At 50.2% G+C, this 14697-nt stretch carries 19 protein-coding genes and 2 tRNA genes; 11 read left to right on the forward strand and 10 right to left on the reverse strand.

From position 1 onward, the window contains the following. Nucleotides 1–7 precede the first annotated feature (7 nt). Genes rpsM through rpsI form a run of 7 tightly spaced genes read left to right on the forward strand, consistent with a single transcriptional unit; the run spans nucleotide 8 to nucleotide 3648 of the window. Entirely contained in the window at nucleotides 8–394 is a 387-nt protein-coding gene (gene rpsM, locus IPL44_03100) for a 30S ribosomal protein S13 (GenBank protein ID QQS17272.1), read from the forward strand. Nucleotides 395–409: 15 nt separating this feature from the next. After that, the gene (gene rpsK, locus IPL44_03105; protein ID QQS17273.1) at nucleotides 410–811 is read left to right on the forward strand and encodes a 30S ribosomal protein S11; all 402 of its coding nucleotides are present in this window, start codon (nucleotides 410–412) and stop codon (nucleotides 809–811) included. Between the two features lie 3 nt (nucleotides 812–814). Continuing rightward, nucleotides 815–1432, forward strand: coding sequence for a 30S ribosomal protein S4 (gene rpsD / locus IPL44_03110; protein QQS17274.1), 618 nt, complete (start codon nucleotides 815–817; stop codon nucleotides 1430–1432). Nucleotides 1433–1446: 14 nt separating this feature from the next. Beyond that, nucleotides 1447–2364, forward strand: a complete 918-nt coding sequence (locus IPL44_03115) for a DNA-directed RNA polymerase subunit alpha (protein ID QQS17275.1) — start codon at nucleotides 1447–1449, stop codon at nucleotides 2362–2364. A 2-nt stretch (nucleotides 2365–2366) separates the two neighbouring features. After that, nucleotides 2367–2819: a 50S ribosomal protein L17 gene (rplQ, locus tag IPL44_03120; protein QQS17276.1), complete on the forward strand. Its 453-nt coding sequence runs from the start codon at nucleotides 2367–2369 to the stop codon at nucleotides 2817–2819. Continuing rightward, on the forward strand, nucleotides 2819–3250 hold the full coding sequence (gene rplM / locus IPL44_03125; protein ID QQS17277.1) for a 50S ribosomal protein L13: 432 nt from the start codon (nucleotides 2819–2821) through the stop codon (nucleotides 3248–3250). The genes rplQ and rplM overlap by 1 nt, the downstream gene beginning before the upstream one ends. Then, on the forward strand, nucleotides 3250–3648 hold the full coding sequence (rpsI, locus tag IPL44_03130) for a 30S ribosomal protein S9 (protein QQS17278.1): 399 nt from the start codon (nucleotides 3250–3252) through the stop codon (nucleotides 3646–3648). Before rplM ends, rpsI begins: the two co-directional genes overlap by 1 nt. A gap of 71 nt (nucleotides 3649–3719) precedes the next feature. On the opposite strand, the gene IPL44_03135 is transcribed toward rpsI, so the two are convergent. Further along, nucleotides 3720–4355, reverse strand: coding sequence for a hypothetical protein (locus tag IPL44_03135; GenBank protein ID QQS17279.1), 636 nt, complete (start codon nucleotides 4353–4355; stop codon nucleotides 3720–3722). Between the two features lie 97 nt (nucleotides 4356–4452). On the opposite strand from IPL44_03135, the gene IPL44_03140 reads away from it, so the two are divergent. Together IPL44_03140 and IPL44_03145 are read left to right on the forward strand one after the other, a co-directional pair. After that, on the forward strand, nucleotides 4453–4965 hold the full coding sequence (locus IPL44_03140) for a hypothetical protein (protein ID QQS17280.1): 513 nt from the start codon (nucleotides 4453–4455) through the stop codon (nucleotides 4963–4965). Between the two features lie 51 nt (nucleotides 4966–5016). Next, on the forward strand, nucleotides 5017–5589 hold the full coding sequence (locus tag IPL44_03145; protein ID QQS17281.1) for an NAD(P)H-dependent oxidoreductase: 573 nt from the start codon (nucleotides 5017–5019) through the stop codon (nucleotides 5587–5589). Nucleotides 5590–6361: 772 nt separating this feature from the next. On the opposite strand, the gene IPL44_03150 is transcribed toward IPL44_03145, so the two are convergent. The 8 genes from IPL44_03150 to rsmD all read right to left on the reverse strand — a co-directional run bounded on the left by IPL44_03150 (nucleotide 6362) and on the right by rsmD (nucleotide 11619). Next, nucleotides 6362–6877 (reverse strand): NUDIX domain-containing protein, encoded by a 516-nt coding sequence (locus IPL44_03150; protein ID QQS17282.1) that lies wholly within the window; start codon nucleotides 6875–6877, stop codon nucleotides 6362–6364. Nucleotides 6878–6943: 66 nt separating this feature from the next. After that, nucleotides 6944–7609 carry an HAD-IA family hydrolase gene (locus IPL44_03155; protein QQS17283.1) on the reverse strand — a complete coding sequence of 222 codons (666 nt, stop codon included), beginning with the start codon at nucleotides 7607–7609 and terminating at the stop codon, nucleotides 6944–6946. 1 nt (nucleotide 7610) lies between these two features. Continuing rightward, nucleotides 7611–8438 carry a hypothetical protein gene (locus IPL44_03160; protein QQS17284.1) on the reverse strand — a complete coding sequence of 276 codons (828 nt, stop codon included), beginning with the start codon at nucleotides 8436–8438 and terminating at the stop codon, nucleotides 7611–7613. A gap of 81 nt (nucleotides 8439–8519) precedes the next feature. Continuing rightward, entirely contained in the window at nucleotides 8520–8846 is a 327-nt protein-coding gene (locus IPL44_03165; GenBank protein ID QQS17285.1) for a TrpR YerC/YecD, read from the reverse strand. Between the two features lie 148 nt (nucleotides 8847–8994). After that, the gene (locus IPL44_03170) at nucleotides 8995–10479 is read right to left on the reverse strand and encodes an NCS2 family permease (protein ID QQS17286.1); all 1485 of its coding nucleotides are present in this window, start codon (nucleotides 10477–10479) and stop codon (nucleotides 8995–8997) included. A 95-nt stretch (nucleotides 10480–10574) separates the two neighbouring features. Next, on the reverse strand, nucleotides 10575–10817 hold the full coding sequence (locus tag IPL44_03175; GenBank protein QQS17287.1) for a hypothetical protein: 243 nt from the start codon (nucleotides 10815–10817) through the stop codon (nucleotides 10575–10577). Between the two features lie 118 nt (nucleotides 10818–10935). Continuing rightward, nucleotides 10936–11020 (reverse strand) — tRNA-Leu (locus tag IPL44_03180). 5 nt (nucleotides 11021–11025) lie between these two features. Next, nucleotides 11026–11619, reverse strand: a complete 594-nt coding sequence (gene rsmD / locus IPL44_03185; protein ID QQS17288.1) for a 16S rRNA (guanine(966)-N(2))-methyltransferase RsmD — start codon at nucleotides 11617–11619, stop codon at nucleotides 11026–11028. Between the two features lie 61 nt (nucleotides 11620–11680). Here rsmD and IPL44_03190 point away from each other — a divergent pair, with 61 nt between their 5' ends. Further along, a complete protein-coding gene (locus tag IPL44_03190) occupies nucleotides 11681–13303 on the forward strand; it encodes an FAD-binding oxidoreductase (protein ID QQS17289.1) in 1623 nt (540 codons plus the stop codon). 104 nt (nucleotides 13304–13407) lie between these two features. Here IPL44_03190 and IPL44_03195 read toward each other — a convergent pair. Continuing rightward, a tRNA-Leu gene (locus IPL44_03195) sits at nucleotides 13408–13494 on the reverse strand. Between the two features lie 78 nt (nucleotides 13495–13572). Between IPL44_03195 and IPL44_03200 the strand changes: the two genes are divergently transcribed. Then, nucleotides 13573–14682, forward strand: a complete 1110-nt coding sequence (locus IPL44_03200; protein QQS17290.1) for a hypothetical protein — start codon at nucleotides 13573–13575, stop codon at nucleotides 14680–14682. The last annotated feature ends 15 nt before the right edge of the window (nucleotides 14683–14697 follow it).

A 14697-nucleotide genomic window follows, 5' to 3' on the forward strand; every position in this document is an offset into this window, starting at 1 on the left:
GAGTAATATGGCAAGATTTGCAAACGTAGAAGTTCCTTCTGACAAGCAAGTTCAGATTGCTTTGACCTATGTGTACGGTATCGGACCAAAGATCGCACGCGACATTGTCGCGGCTGCCAAGGTCGAGCCGACCAAACGCGTCAAAGATCTGACCGAAGCAGAGGAAAAGAAAATCCGCGACATTATCGACGCCAACTATACGGTTGAGGGAGACCTGCATCGTGTAGTAGCGAATAATATCAAGCGTCTCAAAGACGTCGGTTCATACCGTGGTTTGCGCCACAAATTGAACCTGCCAGTTCGTGGTCAGCGTACCCGAACGAATGGTCGCACCAAGCGCGGCAAACGCGTCGCCGTCGGCGGTAGTCAACCTAAAGCTGCGAGCAAGACGTAGGATTAGAGGAGAAATATGGCAGAAGAAGTTACAAAAGCTAAAGTTGGCAAGAAAAAAACTCGCCGTAGCGTACCGCTCGGTCAAGTTCACATTCAGGCTACCTTTAACAACACCATCATTAGTTTTGCTGATAGTCACGGTAATGTACTAGCAGCGAGCAGCGCCGGTGCCTGTGGTTTCCGCGGGTCGAAAAAAGGCACTGCGTATGCAGCCCAGATCGCAACCGACAAAGCTGCTGAAATCGCCAAGAGCCAGTACGGCGTCACCAAAGTCGACGTGTTCGTTCGCGGCGTTGGCCTCGGTCGCGACGCGGCGATCCGCGCGCTGGCTAACCACGAATTACAGATCGAAAGCATCAGCGACAAAACTGGCGTGCCACACGGTGGCGTTCGTCCAAAACGAGAGAGGAGAACATAAGAGATGGCACGAGATACATCACCAATTGTCAAACAGAGCCGTCGCGAAGGCTACGCCCTTCATCCGAAAGCTCATAAAGTCATGGCCCGCAAGACCGGTATTCCAGGTCAACACGCCCATGGTCGCCAGGGCAAACCATCACTATATCTCACGCAGTTGCGTGAAAAGCAAAAAGTCCGTCGTATCTACGGTCTGTTAGAAAAGCAATTTGCTCGTCTCATGAAAGAAGCCGATCGCCGCGATGGTCTATCTGGCGAGAACCTGTTGCAATTACTCGAGCTTCGACTCGATAATACTGTCTATCGCGCTGGTTTCGCGACGTCACGTCGTCAGGCTCGTCAGCTCGTTAGTCACGGACATTTCATGTTGAATGGTCGTCGCGTTGACATTCCATCAATCCGCGTCAAGGCCGGCGACAAAATCGAGGTTCGCGCCCATAGCGCCAAAACCGCTTACTTTGCAGGTCTAAACGAAATCGTCAAAGATGCCACCGGTGGTGGTGTGGGTTGGGTCAAAGCCGATGTCAAGAAGATGACCGTCGAAGTCACTGGTTTGCCACAACGTGAAGAGGCCGAGCCAGATATTAATGAACAGCTAATCGTCGAGTACTACTCGCGCTAAATAGGGAGGTAACTATGAGTAAAGCAATCTTAAACCCAAGCGTATCCAGTATCCAGCCAATCGGCGATAACAGCGCTACTGTCACAATTGAACCATTAGCCAACGGCTATGGTCAGACCCTCGGCAACTCGCTGCGCCGTGTGCTACTTTCGAGCATCGAAGGTGCTGCTATTACGGCTTTTCGTATCGATGGTGTGAGCCACGAGTTCACCACGATTCCTGGCGTCAAAGAAGACGTTGTCGAGATCATGTTGAATCTGAAATCAATCGCCGTCAAATCGTTCAGCGACAATCCTGTCGAGGTCAGCCTGGTTAAAAAAGGCGGTCTCGTGACTGCTGGTGACATCAAAACTACATCTGATGTCGAAATCGTCAACCCAGAACAAGTCATTGCGACGATTGACGAGCCAAAAACCGAGCTAAAAATCGATTTCGTTATCGAAACCGGTCGCGGCTATCAAACGATCGAGGAAAGCTCGGCTCGCCGCATTCATAGCGATATGATTGCTGTTGACGCTGTGTTCAGTCCAGTTCGCCGCGTTCGCTACGCCGTTGAGAAAACTCGTGTTGGCGATAACGTTGATCTCGATAAATTGACTCTAACGGTTGATACTGATGGTTCAATTAGCTCGCAGGATGCGTTTGAACAAGCCGCTGCTATTTTGGTAGCCCAATATTCAGCCCTAGCCGGCAATACCAAAATCGCTAGTAGCGACCTCGGTAGCGACGGCGATCAAACAGTTGACCTGTTAGGCCTACCGGTCGAAGAACTCAACCTGAGTGCTCGAACAACCAACGCATTGATCGGTGCTAATATCAAGACCGTCGGTGAATTGGTGAGCCTGAGCGACGAAGAGCTGAACGACCTCAAAGGGTTCGGCGCCAAAGCTCGCGAAGAAGTCAAAGATAAGGTGGCAGAGCTGGAGTTTTAACTATGCATAGACACGGATATAGAGGACGTAAATTCGGTCGCGAGCGAGATCAGCGCAACGCGTTGATGCGCGGCTTGGCTTGTTCTTTGATTACTCACCAGAGTATCAAGACTACCACGCCAAAAGCCAAAGAACTCCGACCATTTGTAGAAAAGCTCGTTACTGCAGCTAAAAAAGGTGATCTGGCAAACCGTCGTTTGGTGATCGCACGGCTTGCTGACATCAAAGTTGGCAACCTGTTAGTTGATCAAATCGCACCACAAATCAAACGCGATAGCGGCTATCTGCGCATTACAAAACTCGATGAAAATCGGGTTGGTGATAACGCTGAGATGTCTCGAATCGAGTTTGTTGATACGATTAAACTGGGTGAAACACCTGTAGTCGAAGAAGCTAAACCGGTCACGACCAAAAAAGCTGCCCCGGCGAAAGCTAAATCGAAAGGGGATAAATAATGGCTGATTTCAAAACTTATCAGAAAAAAGCAGGCGAAGTTGAGCATAAATGGATCGTTGTCGATGTAGCAAATGTACCAGTTGGTCGCGCCGCTACCTTTATCGCCACTCGTTTGACGGGTAAATACGATCCTAGCTTTACCCCACACATGGACAGCGGTGACTACGTTGTTGTTATCAACGCTGATGCCGCTAAACTGACTGGCGACAAGACTGATGTCAAAGCTTACTACCACTACACTGGTTTTCCAGGTGGTATCAAGGAAAAAATTGCTCGTGATGTGCCGATGACTTCGATCATCGAGCGTGCCGTCCGCGGTATGTTGCCAAAGAACAAACTGCAAGCTGATCGTATGGCTCGCCTCCGCGTTTTCGCCGGTGCCGACCACGATCATGCCGCACAGCAACCACAGAAAATGGAGGTTAAATAATGGCTGACAAAGCATATTTTTACGGACTAGGTCGCCGCAAAGAGGCTACCGCTACTGCTCGCCTCTATGCTGGCAAAGGTAAAATGACGATCAATAACCAAGACGCCGCTGCTTATTTCGATAATAATCAGTCGTTGATTGCGGAATTGACCGATCCACTAGCCCTCGTTAGCAAACAGACCGACTTTGATATCACGCTACTGATCAAAGGTGGCGGTGTGTCTGGTCAAGTCGATTCTGCCAAGCTCGCTATCAGTAAAGCTCTCGCGTCGATCAACGACGAGTTAAAGAGCACGCTGAGCAAAGCTGGTTACCTACGTCGTGATAGTCGCACTGTCGAGCGCAAGAAATACGGCCTCAAGGGTGCTCGCCGCCGCGAACAGTTTAGTAAACGCTAATTATCCCAGAGCACTGACCGCTCCAATGAAAATCCCGCCTATCCCCTGGGGAATCTGGCGGGATTTTTCGTTTAGTTACGATCTAGCAACTGGGCGACCTCTTTGGTTGGTGCGTCGAGCGTGACTGATACCATACGGTGGTTGCCGAGCCGGAGAGGTCTAGTTTCGTCAGTCAGACGAATACTACTAGTGCTAGGCACATTTGGCAGCACGAAACGACCACGCAAAGGGCGGCGATTATTGATAGATTTTCGTTCCAGATCTAATCTAGACATTGTGACGCCTAGCGCCATAACGGATAATCTCAAGTTATCGATAATTATTGCTATCGATTCCGCAGAGATTTCGGACGAGACCTCGGTGTTGCCAAAGGCGGTTGTCATACCATCATCATTTTGACCAGCCCAGCCCTCGATCATGGCGCGCGTCGGAGGCTCTGCACTATCGATGATTGTATGATGGCGGTAATAGTCGCCCTTGTTATGAATGAGGCGCAGGGCGGAATGATGAGTTTCCTCGCCGACTACTATGTGAAACGTACGACTAGAGTCTGGTGAGACAACCTTTGAATCGAAAGTGATATTTGCCATGTAGCCAGAGATATTTCGACGGTTGAAATGGTAGTCCGGATGTTGTTTAGTGCCGTAGTCTAGCGGATAGTATGTATAGTTAACTCGGTTTATATGCGGTTGATTTCTGCGAAACATCTTTTCATTATAACATAATTATAATAAAAGTGCAAACAACGCTATCGACCAAGCATTAGCATTGTCAATCTAATAAATTATGGTATAATAAACTAATATGAGCGACATGAACCACGCTAGGGAAGGCGGCATTACCTGCGAAGTAACAGTTGTTCCGGATATTCGGGCGTCGAGTCTCTTTCACTGGGCGCCGATTGGAATGGTATATGACATCAATGTCCAGACGTCGGTTGCCAAGGCGGCATTACTGGCGGGCGGCAATCATACCGATATGCAAGACTATCTGGCTTATTACAAGTCCAGAATCCATCATGGTGATCCGGAGCTGGACTATCGCGTCGCATCAATTCGTACTTTTCGGGTGCAGGATGAAGGCGAAGAGTATATTTGGGGTCAATCTGGCATAGCCTGGGAAAATGGTGATCATCTGAATCCTACAGTAGTTGATCTAGCACGTCGCGCTACCCGAGCTCTAGTATTATTGAACTCGGATTTCGAGGATCTGCCAGAGGGTGAGTTTGTCAGAGAGTTTACCGCAGGTGAATTAGCTACCGCTCCAGATCAGCATATAATTTATGAACTCGATGCGCCGTTAGGACTTTCGGCGTAAAAAACGCTGTAAAATCATGTGGAGGCGCCCAAATTACTATATAATAGGCGTATGAATATTCTTTATATCAACGGTCATCCTGATGCAAAAAGTTTTAATGCGGCGATCCAGCGAGCCTATGTGAGCGGGATTGATACCGACAAGCACGAGGTGCAGGTGCTAGCACTCGGTGAATTGGCGTTTGACCCAGTTTTACGGTTCGGTTACCGTGAGTTTATGCCAGAAGATGCTGACATTACACGTTCGCAGAAACTCATCACATGGGCAGACCATATCGTGTTTGCCTATCCGCTGTGGTGGGGTACGGCACCGTCACTCTTGATGGGCTGGATAGCTCGTGTCTTTACGCCAGGCTTTTCATATAATTCCAAGGGGTTGATGTACGTAACACAACATTTAAAAGGCAAAACGGCCGATATCATTATTACCTCACGTGCGCCGCGCCTGATGTGGGGGATCGCTGGCAATAGTGGGGCAAAACCGTTAACCAGGAATCTATTTACGTTGACTGGCATTAAAAAGCGCAAACTATTCGTCCTCGACCAGATGTCATTAAAAAAAGACACCATCACGCGCCGCGAGCGATTCCTCGACGGGATCAAGCGCGCGAGCGCAAGCCTATAGATACAGAATTATTCTACGACGACAGTGATACGTGAGACTGACATAGGCTCGACCTTCACTCTGTAATGACAATAAACTATGCATCAATATGCAGCGTCGTTATGCTGGCGAAATATTCGACGGTGTCGATGGGCGTCTCTAGCTTGGCTGTTATCATCCGGCCCGATCCCCATCTGTGTGTGTAGAGGTGATCCTTGAAACTAATAGCATTCCCGGAATGACTCCCGGAGTAATCATTAGGCAGAGAAAGACTGCCATGGGCTGGAAGATCCGTCGATGGTTGTCTTGTATGTAATTTCGCCATTGCGAAACACAACGCGAAAGACGATAATCGTAGTGTATTCTTGAGCCTCGCTATGTTTTGTCGGCTTGTATCGTTAAAGGATGCGTGACCGACAACTTCGATACCAAGGCGTTGGTCAATCCACCCTAGAACGCTGGTTTCTGGCTGCAAGGTTGGTAGGTTGCTATCGTCATCCATATCACCGCTAGCGGTGCTCTTGTGAATATGCTTTAGGGTTCGGTGACGCGCATATGCACCTATTGCTATGTCATATCTGTGTATCCCGTCTGGATTGTTGGCTGCGTGTTCTACATACCCGGCAATCGGTCTACGCGGATCAATAGCTGGCAGTTCGCGATTCTCGCGATCATAGGTAGCCTTATAAATTCTAGAGGATAAAAAGTCAGGCGCACCTGATTGGTGTGAGGGGTCGATAGCTCAGACATATCTTACCATTATACCATAAAATAGGCATAAATACAAAGTATACTATAGTTGGTGCAGGGCGTGGTTTAGTAGGGTTAGGTCTCTTTTTTGGATAAATAATCCCTCGTAGTTGGTCGGACGGTCGTTTTCTAATAGAGTAATTGCGATGTCGACGCTATCGACCCACACGACAGAAAAGCCGTCGGCGATTTCCTCGGGTGTGAACTCTGGTTCGGAGATAGGTCCGAATTGTTTTGCGAGGTAGCAATAGGAAGTTTGTTTTAACTCCCATTTGTCTCGTAACTCGACAATAGCACCTAACTCTGCGATAACGTTCGCATCGCAGCCGATCTCTTCGATGAACTCTCGGGATAGGGCTTCGATTTTATCTTCGCCCTCGTCGATACCGCCGCCAGGTAGTTTATGGTAGCTGTGTTTTCCGACTTTTAACAGCGCAACTCTGCCGTTTTCATCGACCACAACTGCTCGGGCCGCCTCACGAATGCGGAAGGTGTCAGTATCGAGGCGAGGACTATCGGGGAAGAAATCTTGATGGGTGATCGTTAGAATAGTGTTCATTGGCTCCATTATAACATAAGAAACTGTCAGTTTACGGGGCTAAGGTCGATAATGATGCTCTATGGATCACAACCAACCTTTCTGGCGCAATTTTACTAATGCATCATTGACATTACGTGCCTGTAGGTCCGCCACCGAGTTTTCGTCCTGACCGATACGGACTGTGCGCATGCCGAGTTGTTTAGCGGGGACGATATCTGAAAAGTCTTGATCGCCGATTGATACGGTTTGACTTGCCACAGAGCCAACTTTGTTCATGATCTGACGGAACACCTCGGGGTTTGGTTTACGAATATCTGGCTCACCAGTTATGATATTATCACCAAATAGATTTGCGATACCGATGTAGCCTATCGCCCGTTTAGCCCATACTCGCGGGGCAGCAGTTAATAGTGCACATTGTATATCGAGCCGTTCCATTTGTTCACGCAGTCCTGGTTCGGGCACGATGATGTTTTCGGGGTCGATATCCCAAGTTTCATCAAAAAATCGCATACGGTTGATGCCGAACTCTCGCTCTAGGCCGAGACTCATTTCGCCATCATATCGACGTAGTAGCTCGTCGTATCGATTCCAGGCTGCTTCGTCGGAAAGCTTAAATTCTCTAGATAGAAAGTCAGCCGTGTTTTGCCGCACTGCTACTCCGAGCGGTGACTTACTAAACGTTGCGCCTTCTGGAAATTGGTAGAGTGTGCCGTCCATATCAAAGACGGCTGCTTGTAATTTGTTCATGCTAGTTTGTCCTTTCTAGTTGAGCAACATTATTTAGTAGTATCTGACGTGCGTTTCCGTTGTATCTGAGCCCATAAAATCTACCGATCGTTTGCATGTTGACTGATAGATTGACGAGGTTGGCCGATCGCACAAAAGAATTTGCAGAGAATTCGTTAACAGATCCATCGGGAATAGATGCCCACTTGGCTGGTTTTCCGAATTGACTAGAGAAATAGAGCGCATTAGCGCCAACGGATTCAATTCGTCGACCAGATCCTGGAACAACGGCAAAGTCACGCTCACAAATTTCATCTTCGACATCGTCGAATGCTCGAACGGCGTTAATATCGATGCCCGAGGCGTTTATTTTTGCTCCACCTTCGCCGATTAATACGCCGCAAGCCACGGCGCCTACTTTGACTTTGCGTCGTTGAAGTTCCTGAACTATACTCAAAATCATGTCGCCACTAAATATAACGTCATCGACAAGCACGACCTCACTGCCGAGTCTTGTGACCTTGTCGAGCTGTTCGCATATCGACGGATAGCCGACGCGGGGCATATAGCCTACATCGTTCAAGTTCTGGTCAACGCCGCGGGATATGCCGACCATTATGTCGGCCGACGACATATAGCGATCATCGAGACTGACGATTGGGACGCTCGTTCGTCCGGCGATTTTTTCGAGACCTTGCCGAATATCACTAGACGATACCCAGACAGTATCTTTGTTCATATTGCGTAGATCGGTATCGAGACCTTCTCGAAACTCATTTACATTATTATTTTGTATATAACTAGAGTCAATCATATCCAACTCTTCCGAAATAACATATGGTTTTTCCATAGCATTCTCTCCTCATAAAAATTACGTTGTTATTAGAAAAATGCCAGCGTCGTGCTGGCAAAATATTTCTATAGAAAAAGCCTAGGCACGAGCTGGCGGAACGTGGGGATGATGTGCGTTAATCATATCGAGAGCAATGTCGTAGCCACCAGCCCCATTGCGTAGCCAATCGCTAATCCGTGCGACGGTGCGAGAGCTCAATTTGGTAGACGTCGTGATGTCGGCGTAGGTTGCGCCATCACGCAGCATTTTTGCGGCCTGGAGTCGGGCGCTCATTTCGATGATTTCTTTTTCTGTCATAACGTCACGTAGAAATTTTTGCATCGTTACCTCATCACGAATAGCACCTAGCACATCAACAAATTGTCGAGTCGAGTCATTATCGGTAAATGATGGATTAGTCGTCATGATAACACTTTATCAAAGTAAAGCATGATTGTCAATAGGTAAATGTGTGCATTAAAAATAAGTTATTGTCGGGGATCCCCCGAGGTCGAGGTGCGAGCAAAGCTCGAAAAGCACCTGACCCCGGGGAACCCGGGTGGAGCCGACCTTTTCAGGCCAGCAGGGACGAGATGGCGCCCTGGGCGAAATAGACGATGAACAGCGCCGCGACCACCCACATTAGTGGGTGGACTTGGTTCGCCTTGCCGCGGACCAGCTTGATCAGGGCGTAGCTGATGAAGCCCGCGCCGATGCCGGCGGTGATCGAGTAGGTGAACGGCATCAGCGCCATGGTCAGGAAGGCCGGGATGCCCTCCTCCGGATCATCCCAGTCGACGTGGCTGACCTGCGACATCATCAGGAAGCCGACGAAGAACAGAGCTGGCGCTGCCGCCTCCGACGGCACCATGTTGACCAGCGGCGCCAGGAACAGGCTGACCAGGAACGCTGCACCGGTGACCACCGAGGCCAGACCGGTCCGGGCGCCCTCGCCGACGCCGGCCGCCGATTCGATGTAGGAGGTGTTCGACGACACCGAGCCAACGCCACCGGCCATCGCGGCGATCGAATCGACCAGCAGGATCTCCTGGGTGCGGGGCGGGTTGCCGGACTCGTCCAGCAGGTCACCCTCCGCGCCCACCGCGACGATGGTGCCCATGGTGTCGAAGAAGTCGGCCAGCAGCAGCGAGAACACGATCAGCACCAGGCCGAGCCCGGCGCCTGCGCTGTTGAATCCTCCGAACAGATCGACCCGGCCAATCAGACCGAGATCGGGCGCCGCGAAGGCGGTGAACTGCGGCACATTCAGCATCCAGCCGGCCGGGTTGTCGGTGGCATCGTGCGCCCCGATGTGCGCCACTGCCTCGATGATCACCGACAGCACGGTGCCGGACAGAATCGCGATCAGCATGGCGCCCTTGACGCGCCGCACGAACAGCAGCACCAGTAGGCCGAGGGTGATCAGGAAGATCCCGATCGGCCAGCCCTGCAGCGAGCCGCCGATGCCCAGTTCGACCGGCGTGCCGGACGCCTTGCGCACGACCCCGGCGTCCACCAGCCCGATGAAGGCGATGAACAGGCCGATGCCGACCGAGATGCCAGCCCGCAACGAGCGCGGCACGGCCCGGAACACTGCCTTCCGGAAGCCGGTCAGCACCAGGATGGTGATGATCACGCCCTCCCAGACCACCAGGCCCATCGCCTGGGCCCAGGTCATCTGCGGCGCCAGCACGTAGGCCAGAATGGCGTTCAGCCCGAGGCCGGTGGCCAAGCCGATCGGGAAGCGGCCGTAGATACCCATGAGGATCGTCATCAGGCCGGCGATCAGCGCAGTCGCCGCGGCCACCATGGCGATCGAGGTGGCGACGTTAGCGCCGATCACCTCGCCGGCGGCGTCCAGCTTGGGCAGGCCCGACAGTAGCAGGCCGTTCACATCGGTGGCGGTGCCGATGATCAGCGGGTTCAGCGCCAGGATGTAGGCCATCGTGAAGAACGTGACCAGCCCGCCGCGAACCTCACGACCCACGGTGCTCCCGCGGGTCGTAATTTCGAAGAAACTGTCGATCGGCGACAGCTCCTTCGTTTTTGCTGCCGACATGGCAGTCTCCTCTCAATATAGGACCCATCTCAGATTGTTAAGGGCCCACCTACGGTATAGTATACACTATAAATTAGGACATATTACTAGGGTTGTTATTTTTCTAACGAGGTAGTCTCGTTTGCACTTGCGGCCAAGGCTTGCTCTCGCTCTCGCCGTATCGCAGCTTGACCCATGCGGTAGGCTTCTTCTATTCGCCGGATTATGTCATTGTTGTTTGGCCAGCCTCGTGCTTCAGGGTCGAGAGCCCACGGCTTGTTCGCTATATCGTCGTTATTTGGATATCCTCTGTCTTCAGGGTCGAGAGCACATTGAGGGGTACTATTTCCTGTACTCATCGTTTCTCCTGCTCGTTAAAGTGTTGCATGCTACATGCTAAAAGCCTATTATACATCACTAAACAAAAATCGCCTATGATAGGCGATTATTTCGTTAATTTACCTCTGTAAAAATGACTGGTGCGCGCGAGAGGACTTGAACCTCCACGCCCGAAGGCATATGCTCCTAAGGCATACGTGTATACCAATTTCACCACGCGCGCATAGTCTACATTTTAGCAGAAATAGTGTCGTCAGCCAAATTATTTTTGCTGGAATCTAAAAGGAAGAGGGCTAGTGCCGCTTCTCCGTAAATACGATTGTCCACCACAACAACTCCATCTAGGTCCGGCACAGTCTCTCTTCCTGGGTACGATAATATCATAAGCCCTTCTGGGCGTAAATACTTGGCCAGCTTTGCAACTGTGGAAAACTGGGTATCATGGTATGGCGGATCTGCGAAAATTATGTCGAACTTATCATCTTGGTTGGTGTTTGTCCAGCCCGCTACCCCTGATTGGATCACTTTGGCTTGGTTCTCGACAGATAATGTTGTAATATTTACTTTTATAACACGAGCGGCAGTTTTATCGCGCTCTAGGAACACGACGCTATCGGCTCCTCGACTGAGAGCCTCAAATCCCAATGCACCCGTACCAGCAAAGGCATCGAGAACCCGAGCACCTTGTAGTCCACCGCGCGACTCTAGCATGGCAAAGAGCGCCGAACGCACCCGATCGCCCATTGGGTGCGTAGCCCGAGCCACGTCGGCCGAAATCCAGCGACCGCCAAACTCACCAGCAATGATCCTCAGTCGCGCCATAAAAATACCTTTGTCATACACATATTGTACCAAAGAAGTGGACTTGTGCTAGAATATAAGTATGAGCAAAATCGCAGACTATCTTCGTGAGAGATTAACAGGTGAGGTGTCGGCTGAGCCGGCAGTACGTAAACGTTTTGCAACTGACGGCAGTGTTTTGCAGATAGCACCGCAAATAGTTGTGTATCCTAGGACAACCAATGATGTGCGCAAACTAGCACGGTTTACCTGGCGGCTGGCCGAGCGCGGTCAAGTTTTGCCGATGGTGCCGCGCGGTGGTGGAACTGATACTACCGGTGCGGCTATCGGATCTGGCGCTGCGGTCGTTTTTCCGGCACACATGGCGCGGATATTGGAGCTCGATATTAAATCGCAAATGGTGCGGGTTCAACCGGGCTTGAATCTAGCGACGTTGCAAGAGGCGATGGCGACCCATGGGCTATTCTTGCCGCCTTTACCAAGTGACTTTAAGGCTTCGACCGTGGGTGGGGCGTTTGGTTGCAATGCGGCTGGTACCAAATCTATCAAATATGGTACGCTGCGCGATTGGACTGATCGACTAGAAATAGTACTAGCTAATGGTGAAATTATTCAAACTGGCCGGATATCCAAACATGAACTGAACGCCAAAAAAGGTCTCCAGACTATGGAGGGCGAAATTTATCGTAGTCTCGATAATCTGATCGAGGATAACCAAGAGTTAATTCAGAAATTAGATGAATCTAATACGCCAAATGCCAGTGGTTACGCTCTCGAACTTGTCAAAGCCAAAGACGGATCGTTTGATTTGACGCAGCTAGTCATAGGCTCACAAGGTACGCTCGGCGTTATCGTGCAGGCGATTTTGAAACTAACGAATCGTCCAACCGAAGTCTCAATGATGGCAGCCGCTATTACGGGCGAACAAGATTTGCCGACATTGACCGAAGATCTATTGCAGCTCGAACCCTCGGAACTGGAATTTATCGATGGTGGTACATTGGAACTGATCGAACAGCTGGGCGGCGGTACGCCCTGGAAAACTGTCACTGATGTCAAGCCGGTGGCTATGGTGTTTATCGAATTTGACGATCGTAATCGCGCTCGCAAAGTCAAAAAAGCCGCCAAATTACTCGAATCAGCTGGTGTTTTAGATGCGCGCGTTGCGACTGAATGGGAAGACCAGGAAAGTCTCCGATCGATTCATCACTCGGTGTCGACCATTACGAATTACTCACACCAAGGCACATCAGCTTTGCCATTGGCCCCGGATATTGCCGTAGAACCGAGCAAGGTTCCGCTGCTCGTCGAAAAAGTTCGCGGTCTATTGCGTCATCACCATATCGAAGGCGGCGTGTGGGGTCATTTAGGTACAGGTGTTATATCGGTACGACCGCTCATCAACCTAGCTAATTTAGGGCAACGCCAGATTGTGTTCAAATTAATTAGCGAGTTAGCCGAAGCGGCCGCTGATCTAGGTGGATCTTTGACAGGGGAATTTGGTGAGGGGCGTATGGCCAGTATGGCTACCGACGACCAAAACGGTCAGGAACTGACCGATCTATTCGTAAAGGTTAAACAAATCTTTGATCCCTACGGTACATTGAACCCTGGTGTTAAATCTGGTAGCGATCAACAAACGTTGCTAGCTCATCTGCGACAGGAATACAACCAATCTGGCGCCGAGTTCAATTTGCGTGGCTAGTTAATAGAGAGTTGGCTATAGGGGTAAATGCGGTACCTCATTAAGACTGTATTATTAAAGAATAATCACCCTAGTCCTCTAGGGTGATTCTCGTAAATTATTTCTGGTGCGCGCGAGAGGACTTGAACCTCCACGTCCTTGCGAACACTAGCACCTGAAGCTAGCGCGTCTACCAATTCCGCCACGCGCGCAGACCCGTCTATTGTAGCAAATAACCCACGAAAATCATAGACGGCGAGATCATTCGTGTTACAATAGGCCGCAAATTAGTGAGAGCTGATAGTATGAATCATAGCAAGATAGGCCAGAATAAACCGCCAGCAAACGGTAATATCAGGGAGAGACGTAAACATCCTGTTAGGAATCGTCTCCTATCTCTCGGTGGTGTAGCGGCTGGCGCGGTTATGTCCGTCACCGGAGCTGGCGTCGCAGTTACCGACTCGGTGCCACCTCCGCCTGATAAACCGGTTGTGCGAGTATTTGATCCGAGTATAGTTTGGACTGACAATCCACAGGTGACGGCTAGTCGTCAAGCGGATAATCTCGAGCTAAAACAGGAGTGCATGAATAGCAAATTCCTCACGATAGATTTTAGTGGTACGGGTATGGAGACAAGTCACTATTCGGCGGGACTCAAAAATGCAAGTATTAAAAAGCTCGGTGGTTGCTCGCTCTATCTATGGTATGGGCAAAAACATGACAATGATGCTAATGTCGAGGCGATCGAGACAGCCGTAGAGGAACTAACCCCGCCAGGTCAGTCCAAGAAGGTTATCTTTCGTGCCGCTAGTTTCGGTGGGATTGCCGCTGAGGCTGCGGCGGCGCATCCTACTATCAAAGACTCGAAAGTGATCGACCTGGCCGGCATTATCATGGAGGATAGTCCACATGATATGGAAGATGTAGAATACAGTATCCTAGGCGTACCATTTCGTGAAATTGCAAAGTATATTAACTTCGCTGAGCTACCTTATTTCGTAGAGCATAATCATCTCGGGGTGGTTACTGCTGCTGTCAAAGGTCAAAACGATATGGGCAAAATCGGTAATCAGACCGAGTGGGGCTATACCTGGAACAATATCAAAAAGACGTGGCCGCCACTGATGTGGTCCGAGCTGGCTGGGATCGATCGTGGCATGGTGGATTATAACCCCGCCGTGCCAGTTGTGTATATGCAATCTAATATTGATGATACCGTCAACGGTACACAGGCTATAGCTAAAATCCAGCAAGCTATTCCGAAACTAAGAGTTGTTCATCTGGCGTATGAAGGCCTTGCCATGAAACATGCTCCTAGTTGGCTCAGTGAGGCACAGCCGTACTCGAGCAGCTCGTACGAGGAGGAGACAAAGGCTTTACTAGACGGTACGGTTAGATAATCAATTTTGCGGTTA

It is taken from the genome of Candidatus Saccharibacteria bacterium, assembly GCA_016699895.1.
In the GTDB taxonomy this organism is placed as follows: Bacteria; Patescibacteriota; Saccharimonadia; order Saccharimonadales; family Saccharimonadaceae.

Excerpts from the sequence above, each read along its gene's own strand:
- rpsM (QQS17272.1), top strand. The coding sequence starts at position 8 with ATGGCAAGATTTGCAAACGTAGAAGTTCCTTCTGACAAGCAAGTTCAG.
- rpsK (QQS17273.1), top strand. The coding sequence starts at position 410 with ATGGCAGAAGAAGTTACAAAAGCTAAAGTTGGCAAGAAAAAAACTCGC.
- rpsD (QQS17274.1), top strand. The coding sequence starts at position 815 with ATGGCACGAGATACATCACCAATTGTCAAACAGAGCCGTCGCGAAGGC.
- IPL44_03115 (QQS17275.1), top strand. The coding sequence starts at position 1,447 with ATGAGTAAAGCAATCTTAAACCCAAGCGTATCCAGTATCCAGCCAATC.
- rplQ (QQS17276.1), top strand. The coding sequence starts at position 2,367 with ATGCATAGACACGGATATAGAGGACGTAAATTCGGTCGCGAGCGAGAT.
- rplM (QQS17277.1), top strand. The coding sequence starts at position 2,819 with ATGGCTGATTTCAAAACTTATCAGAAAAAAGCAGGCGAAGTTGAGCAT.
- rpsI (QQS17278.1), top strand. The coding sequence starts at position 3,250 with ATGGCTGACAAAGCATATTTTTACGGACTAGGTCGCCGCAAAGAGGCT.
- IPL44_03135 (QQS17279.1), bottom strand. The coding sequence starts at position 4,355 with ATGTTTCGCAGAAATCAACCGCATATAAACCGAGTTAACTATACATAC.
- IPL44_03140 (QQS17280.1), top strand. The coding sequence starts at position 4,453 with ATGAGCGACATGAACCACGCTAGGGAAGGCGGCATTACCTGCGAAGTA.
- IPL44_03145 (QQS17281.1), top strand. The coding sequence starts at position 5,017 with ATGAATATTCTTTATATCAACGGTCATCCTGATGCAAAAAGTTTTAAT.
- IPL44_03150 (QQS17282.1), bottom strand. The coding sequence starts at position 6,877 with ATGAACACTATTCTAACGATCACCCATCAAGATTTCTTCCCCGATAGT.
- IPL44_03155 (QQS17283.1), bottom strand. The coding sequence starts at position 7,609 with ATGAACAAATTACAAGCAGCCGTCTTTGATATGGACGGCACACTCTAC.
- IPL44_03160 (QQS17284.1), bottom strand. The coding sequence starts at position 8,438 with ATGGAAAAACCATATGTTATTTCGGAAGAGTTGGATATGATTGACTCT.
- IPL44_03165 (QQS17285.1), bottom strand. The coding sequence starts at position 8,846 with ATGACGACTAATCCATCATTTACCGATAATGACTCGACTCGACAATTT.
- IPL44_03170 (QQS17286.1), bottom strand. The coding sequence starts at position 10,479 with ATGTCGGCAGCAAAAACGAAGGAGCTGTCGCCGATCGACAGTTTCTTC.
- IPL44_03175 (QQS17287.1), bottom strand. The coding sequence starts at position 10,817 with ATGAGTACAGGAAATAGTACCCCTCAATGTGCTCTCGACCCTGAAGAC.
- rsmD (QQS17288.1), bottom strand. The coding sequence starts at position 11,619 with ATGGCGCGACTGAGGATCATTGCTGGTGAGTTTGGCGGTCGCTGGATT.
- IPL44_03190 (QQS17289.1), top strand. The coding sequence starts at position 11,681 with ATGAGCAAAATCGCAGACTATCTTCGTGAGAGATTAACAGGTGAGGTG.